The sequence below is a fragment of the Acinetobacter sp. WA-87 genome (assembly GCF_039938935.1).
Taxonomy (GTDB): Bacteria; Pseudomonadota; Gammaproteobacteria; order Pseudomonadales; family Moraxellaceae; genus Acinetobacter; species Acinetobacter seifertii.
Genome location: NZ_JBDUVF010000003.1, coordinates 472,786 through 478,785, shown reverse-complemented (window position 1 = coordinate 478,785; position 6,000 = coordinate 472,786). Strand labels below are relative to the sequence as shown.

The window sequence follows — 6,000 nt, the reverse complement described above, 5'->3', positions numbered from 1 at the left end:
ATTTCGCTCAAATAAACTTCGAGTAATTTAAACCAATCAATCAATGAAAATTATTTCGATTAATCAATCAGTAAAAATCCACACAAGTTGTTCTTCAATTCTCTTAATGATCTTCTTCCTGGTTCGTCACCAGCAAGCTAGGTCGGCTATATTACTCTTAATCTCTTAAAAGTCAACAGGTAATTTCGATATTTTTTAAAACTTATTTTCTAAACCACCTTATCATCAAATTCATCACTTAAAGCAACCAACTTAATCACAAGTAACTGTTTTTCAACAAGTTTCTATCTGCATCACCGCCGATGGATGTGCATTATAGAGCATTAAGATCCCTTTGCAATACCTTTTTAAACATTAGCGCATCAACAGTTCGCTTTTTGATCAAAAATGGTAAAAATATTCATTTTTTATATAAACATGGTTGTAAAAGCAGCAATTTATCGAGTCTTTTTTCATTCTGGTTCTTCTCTTGCCATCTTAAAGGCCGGCAATCGATATATTCACAATATCCACCCTCTCCCTGAAGACACTGATCATTCCAGCTTAACTGGTAGCTGAAACTTCCTATATATCCAGCGGCCAATCCAAATTTATAATCACCACGACTTTCAGCATAGAGCTCAAAAATAACTTTTCCATTTTTTTTACATTGCCAAGAAAACTCTCGAGGTAAATACATTTCTCTTCCAAATGGTGTTTGAACTTTTGGATAAACACGGTAAATATGAAAATTAACTTCTTCAGTAAAAGTTAATGGTTCTTTACCTATTTCTTGGATATCTAAGCGTGAACACAAAACGATATTCCATTGGTTTCTTATTTGGGTCAGAGTGACTTGAGTTTTTTCATTGAGATTAATCACTTGATATGTATAAAAACATAAAGATAGAAAGGGTAAGTGTAATGCTCGAGCATGTTTAAATCGCCCTAATCCACTCACTTCATATTTTTGCCCTTTATATAAGATTTCACCTTCACAATGACAAAGAACTGTCCAATAGTCTGATATTCCCCACTGCAATGCAGATGAGTTCAAAATATTAGAAGGAGTTTGAATAACTAAATCACAGCTCATCTCAGAATCCACTCGTTTAAGATGAATTTGAGGAATTTGCCATTCAATAAGATCAGTTTTATCAAATTGGTAGTAATTAGGATTAAGCTGACATTGTCTTCGAACTGAATAAATTTTTAAGTGATCTACACTGTGTAAACTACTACTGACCAATACTGTTGCTGTATCAATCGCAGAAGTCACAATACTGTTTGCGTTATAACAAAGGGGAATTCTAGGCTGTCCAATCAGGCTAATATAATTAAAATAACGAAGTGGCGCAGGTAAGTTAGGAAGGATTAAACCTTGATAAACAACTTTGAAAAAGCCTCTAGAAGGCTGATATACAACGCCCCCATTTGAGTTGAGGCCCAGCTGCTGCAATTGATTTATCTGATTCATCAACTTCGGCATACTGAACCTCATATAATTTATGTTCTGATAGTCTCGTTATTTTTTTTAGCTAATAGTGTGGTAACAAAGCCCGATAGAGCATAGATAATTGAAACAATCAAAATACCCATTGGGATATTATAAGTGATTGCTGCAAAAATCAGTACTACTGGCAACATAACTACAAAAGGAACACGCTTACGGTCCATTTGCTTAAATGAATAGTATTTAATGTTTGAAATCATAAGTAGTCCAACCACCACCATGATCACCGAATTAATCACTTGAATCGCAATATCACGCAAATCGAAAATGAATGGGTAATCTCGCGCAACCCATACAAGTGAAATAATAATAATTGCAGCAAGTGGACTTGCGATACCAATAAAGTAACGTTTATCAACTACTCCAATTTGAACATTAAAACGCGCTAAACGGAAAGCCGCACAAGCAGTATAAACAAAACAGCAAGCTAAACCTATACGGCCCAAATCATGCAGACTCCAGCTATACATTAGCATTGCTGGCGCTACACCAAAGGCTAACAAATCTGACAATGAGTCATATTGCTCACCAAAAGCACTTTGCGCACCGATTGCTCTGGCAACTCGACCATCTAACCCATCTAACAATGCTGCTATAAAAATGGCATAAATTGCTTGAGTAAATTCGCCATTCATACTCGCAATGATGGAATAGAAACCAGACAACAAAGCGGCTGTAGTTATTAAGTTAGGCCAAAGATAAATACCTCGACGCTTTACTTTTTGTCCTTCCGGATTATCTTCCTCTTCAACCACTTCGAACGTAATCCCATCAAAAGAATGTTCATTATGAGTTAAATCTTGCTCTGGTTTAGGCGCATTTGTCATTATTTTCTATTCCAAACATGTGCATTGATTTAGATTAATTATTACTCACCCACTAACCAGCGTACAGCGGCGTGACCACCCGTTTCTTGCATACGTAAGTGAGGGAATAACCATTGTAGGGCTTGATCGGCTTGTTCAGAGAACTGCCAAGGCGGGTTGATTACCAATAAACCACAACCATTTAGACCTACAGGAGTGTCATCTGGCCATACACAAATTTCACAAACTAACTGACGGCGAATTCCTGTTTTGAACATTTTCTTTTCAAAACGCTCAATCATCGCTCGGTCTTTAATTGGATACCAAACTGCAAAAACGCCTGTTGGCCATTTCTTATGAGCTTGTTGTAACAATTCAACTAATTGCGGAAAATCTTTACGTTCTAACTCGTATGGCGGGTCAATCATGACTAGACCGCGCTTTTCCTTCGGTGGAATTACACCAAGTAAGCCTTCATATGCATCGCGCTCGTGCAAACCTGCACGTTTGTCATGAATGTTATGACGTAATTGCTGAAAAACATCACGTTGCATTTCAAATATAGTCGCTTTATCAATTTCGCGCATACCTTGTAATGCAAACCAAGGAGAACCAGGATAACTCCCCTTACCTTCTTGAGAGCGTAGTTCTTCAACAAGTTTTAAGTATTGTTGAATTGCTTCAGGAGCTTGGCGCTTTTCCATTTCTGAAAGCTGAACAAGACGATGAATACCTGTTAGGAATTCTCCTGACTTTTGCGCAGGTGCTTGAGATAAATCATATTTTCCTGCACCTCCATGCGTATCGATATAACGATAAGGTTTATCTTTGGCATTTAAACGATTAAGAAGCTGTAGCAAAAGCACATGCTTCATAACATCTGCAAAGTTGCCCGCATGGAAATGGTGACGGTAATTCATGTTGACTTTAATTCCTCAATTCAACAAATAGTTTAACATGAAAAAAATATTCTTTCGTAAGGTTGTGATCATCTAAAATAGAGCAGCTTGATATTTTACGATCTATTCGAGGTTATATGCACTATCACTCGCTTCCTGATTCATGGAATCTGGATCAAATTTTAGATGATTTAAATGCACATGGTTTTGCAATTATAGATCATGCTTATTCAGATCAATATCGCGATCAGGTTGCCAATGAATGTAGCCACCATATGGATGAATTCAGAGAAGCTGGTATTCAAAACGGCGTGGTAAGCAATATTCGGAGTGACCATATTCTATGGATTAATGATCAGCTTCCGATTGCCCAACAACATATTGAAACCCTAAATTTATTATCGCAAAGTCTAAATCAAGCATTTTATTTAGGAATTAAAGAGGTAGAAGCTCATTTCGCCTGTTACCATGCAGGTGAATTTTATGCATTACACCGCGATAATCCTCAGCAAAAAAATGATCGTATTATCTCTAGTGTTTATTATTTACACCCTGAATGGCAAGAAGACTGGGGTGGACAATTAAGGTTACAAGATAAAAATGAAAATTGGCATATTGTTAAACCTGAACCTAATCGGTTAGTTGTATTTCAAAGTAACTTATTGCACGAAGTTTTAGTTTCCAAACAGCAGCGCTTATCAATTACAGCATGGCTGCGTAGTGGAAACTCAATTTGGGGTTAGATGAGTGCTCTTTAAATTTCTCAAATGACCCCGATATAAGAGCTATTGATTAAAAAGGGCGAAGGCGTATGTCTATTGAAACAAAAGCAATTGTGACCAGAATTGGTGAAACAGACCAACTCTATTTAACGGAAAATACGCCTGAGCTTGCTTTGGAACGTGCAGATTTACGTATGCAACTCGCGATGTTAAGCCGCGTTCGCCAAGAGCAAATTCATTTTTTGCAAGAGGCGATTGTTTTGCTCGAACAAGCTCGCATTGAATATGATGAGATGCCAATGAATTTATATTTAAATTTATCATTGCATTTAGCTAAAGCGTATATGATTTATTTTGAATTAAATAAAGAAAAGCGCTTTGCACTCATTACTCAGCAAATTTTGAAACCACTATCGCATCATGAGCATGCAGATATCTATTTCTTCTTGGCTTATGCTTCGGCAGCACAAGAAAAACCTGCCCTCACTCGGCATTGGCTTACTAAATATGTATCTACAACTCAATGTGATCTTGAGCTGGTTCATGAACATCCGGTATTTCATCCAGTACGCCATGAGTCATGGTACAAGGATTTATTAAAACGAAAAACTCATTAAAGTATGAATTTTAAAAGGCCTGTTGCTAATAAACAGGCCTTTTTATTTTGCTATTTTTTGACACTATCTTCATGTAACTGTTCATTGAGCTCATCAATGACGACAATCCACTCATCATCTTTTTCCCAATGACTTTTTAAAAAATCACTTTGTCCTTTTGACCAAAAAGATGCTTCATGTAATTTCTGTTCAGCAGGCAATTGATGCGTTTTGATGAAGTTTTCAATACTCGCCTCATCAGCATCTAATCCCAATTGTTCAAATAAAAGTTCTAATGTCGGTTGCTGTTCAAACACTGTTATTCTCCTATAACTTCTTTTCCATAATCTAACAACTATAGGGTTTAGTTGCATATCTATGTCTATATTTTCTTGTTGTTTTTTGTGTGTAGCTATAAATTTTCAAACATAAAAAAGCACCCTACAAGAGAGTGCTTTTTAATTCATTAAAATAATGAATTATTTTACCATGTCAGCAATTGCTGCACGTTCTTCTTCAAGCTCGTTTAGAGTGAAGTTGATACGCTCACGGCTAAATTCGTCAATTTCTAAACCTTGAACGATTTTATATTCACCGTTTTCAGTTGTTACAGGGAAACCGAACATAACGCCTTCAGGAATACCATAAGAACCATCAGATGGAATACCCATAGTTACCCACTTGCCGTTTGTACCAAGCGCCCAATCACGCATATGGTCAATTGCAGCGTTAGCAGCAGAAGCAGCAGAAGACAAACCACGTGCTTCGATAATCGCAGCACCACGTTTACCAACAGTTGGAAGGAATACATCTTTGTTCCAAGCTGGATCGTTGATCTTGTCTTTTAAGCTTTCGCCGTTTGCAGTTGCAAAACGGTAGTCAGCATACATTGTTGGAGAGTGGTTGCCCCAAACTGTTAAGTTTTCGATGTCAGCAACAGCAACACCAGCTTTTTGAGCAACTTGAGTCAACGCGCGGTTGTGGTCAAGACGTAACATAGCTGTGAAGTTTTTCGCTGGAAGATCTGGAGCAGATTTCATTGCGATATAAGCGTTAGTATTTGCAGGGTTACCTACAACTAATACTTTAACGTTACGGCTAGCAACTTCGTTCAAAGCTTGACCTTGGCCAATGAAGATTTCACCGTTAACTTTTAACAAGTCAGCACGTTCCATACCAGGACCACGTGGACGAGAACCAACTAATAATGCATAGTCAGCATCTTTAAATGCAACTTTAGGATCATCAGTCCCGATCATGCCAGCCAATAAAGGGAAAGCACAGTCATCAAGTTCCATCATTACGCCTTTAAGCGCTTGTTGTGCTTTTTCAACTGGAACTTCAAGCAATTGTAAAATAACTGGTTGATCTTTACCTAGCATTTCACCGCTTGCAATACGGAATAATAAGCTGTAACCAATTTGACCTGCAGCGCCAGTCACGGCAACACGAACGGGTTGCTTCATGTAATTGTCTCCAATGAGT

Annotated in this window: 6 protein-coding genes and 1 pseudogene; 2 read left to right on the top strand and 5 right to left on the bottom strand. The window is 37.5% G+C overall.

Annotated elements, in window-relative coordinates:
• Positions 1-381: 381 nt before the first annotated feature.
• The 3 genes and pseudogenes from ABFY81_RS12480 to rlmJ all read right to left on the bottom strand — a co-directional run bounded on the left by ABFY81_RS12480 (position 382) and on the right by rlmJ (position 3,218).
• Positions 382-1,468: pseudogene (locus tag ABFY81_RS12480) on the bottom strand (DUF6670 family protein).
• A gap of 17 nt (positions 1,469-1,485) precedes the next feature.
• Positions 1,486-2,319 carry a CDP-diacylglycerol--serine O-phosphatidyltransferase gene (gene pssA / locus ABFY81_RS12475; protein WP_004705447.1) on the bottom strand — a complete coding sequence of 278 codons (834 nt, stop codon included), beginning with the start codon at positions 2,317-2,319 and terminating at the stop codon, positions 1,486-1,488.
• A 41-nt stretch (positions 2,320-2,360) separates the two neighbouring features.
• A complete protein-coding gene (gene rlmJ, locus ABFY81_RS12470) occupies positions 2,361-3,218 on the bottom strand; it encodes a 23S rRNA (adenine(2030)-N(6))-methyltransferase RlmJ (RefSeq protein WP_004705444.1) in 858 nt (285 codons plus the stop codon).
• Positions 3,219-3,334: 116 nt separating this feature from the next.
• Here rlmJ and ABFY81_RS12465 point away from each other — a divergent pair, with 116 nt between their 5' ends.
• Entirely contained in the window at positions 3,335-3,940 is a 606-nt protein-coding gene (locus ABFY81_RS12465; RefSeq protein WP_347913877.1) for a 2OG-Fe(II) oxygenase, read from the top strand.
• Between the two features lie 68 nt (positions 3,941-4,008).
• A complete protein-coding gene (locus tag ABFY81_RS12460; RefSeq protein ID WP_004705440.1) occupies positions 4,009-4,536 on the top strand; it encodes a hypothetical protein in 528 nt (175 codons plus the stop codon).
• Positions 4,537-4,586: 50 nt separating this feature from the next.
• Here the strand turns inward: ABFY81_RS12460 and ABFY81_RS12455 are convergent, their stop codons facing one another.
• The gene (locus ABFY81_RS12455) at positions 4,587-4,832 is read right to left on the bottom strand and encodes a DUF2789 family protein (RefSeq protein WP_347913876.1); all 246 of its coding nucleotides are present in this window, start codon (positions 4,830-4,832) and stop codon (positions 4,587-4,589) included.
• A 162-nt stretch (positions 4,833-4,994) separates the two neighbouring features.
• Positions 4,995-5,981 (bottom strand): malate dehydrogenase, encoded by a 987-nt coding sequence (locus ABFY81_RS12450; protein WP_002119517.1) that lies wholly within the window; start codon positions 5,979-5,981, stop codon positions 4,995-4,997.
• Between the last annotated feature and the right edge of the window lie 19 nt (positions 5,982-6,000).

Excerpts from the sequence above, each read along its gene's own strand:
- pssA (WP_004705447.1), bottom strand. The coding sequence starts at position 2,319 with ATGACAAATGCGCCTAAACCAGAGCAAGATTTAACTCATAATGAACAT.
- rlmJ (WP_004705444.1), bottom strand. The coding sequence starts at position 3,218 with ATGAATTACCGTCACCATTTCCATGCGGGCAACTTTGCAGATGTTATG.
- ABFY81_RS12465 (WP_347913877.1), top strand. The coding sequence starts at position 3,335 with ATGCACTATCACTCGCTTCCTGATTCATGGAATCTGGATCAAATTTTA.
- ABFY81_RS12460 (WP_004705440.1), top strand. The coding sequence starts at position 4,009 with ATGTCTATTGAAACAAAAGCAATTGTGACCAGAATTGGTGAAACAGAC.
- ABFY81_RS12450 (WP_002119517.1), bottom strand. The coding sequence starts at position 5,981 with ATGAAGCAACCCGTTCGTGTTGCCGTGACTGGCGCTGCAGGTCAAATT.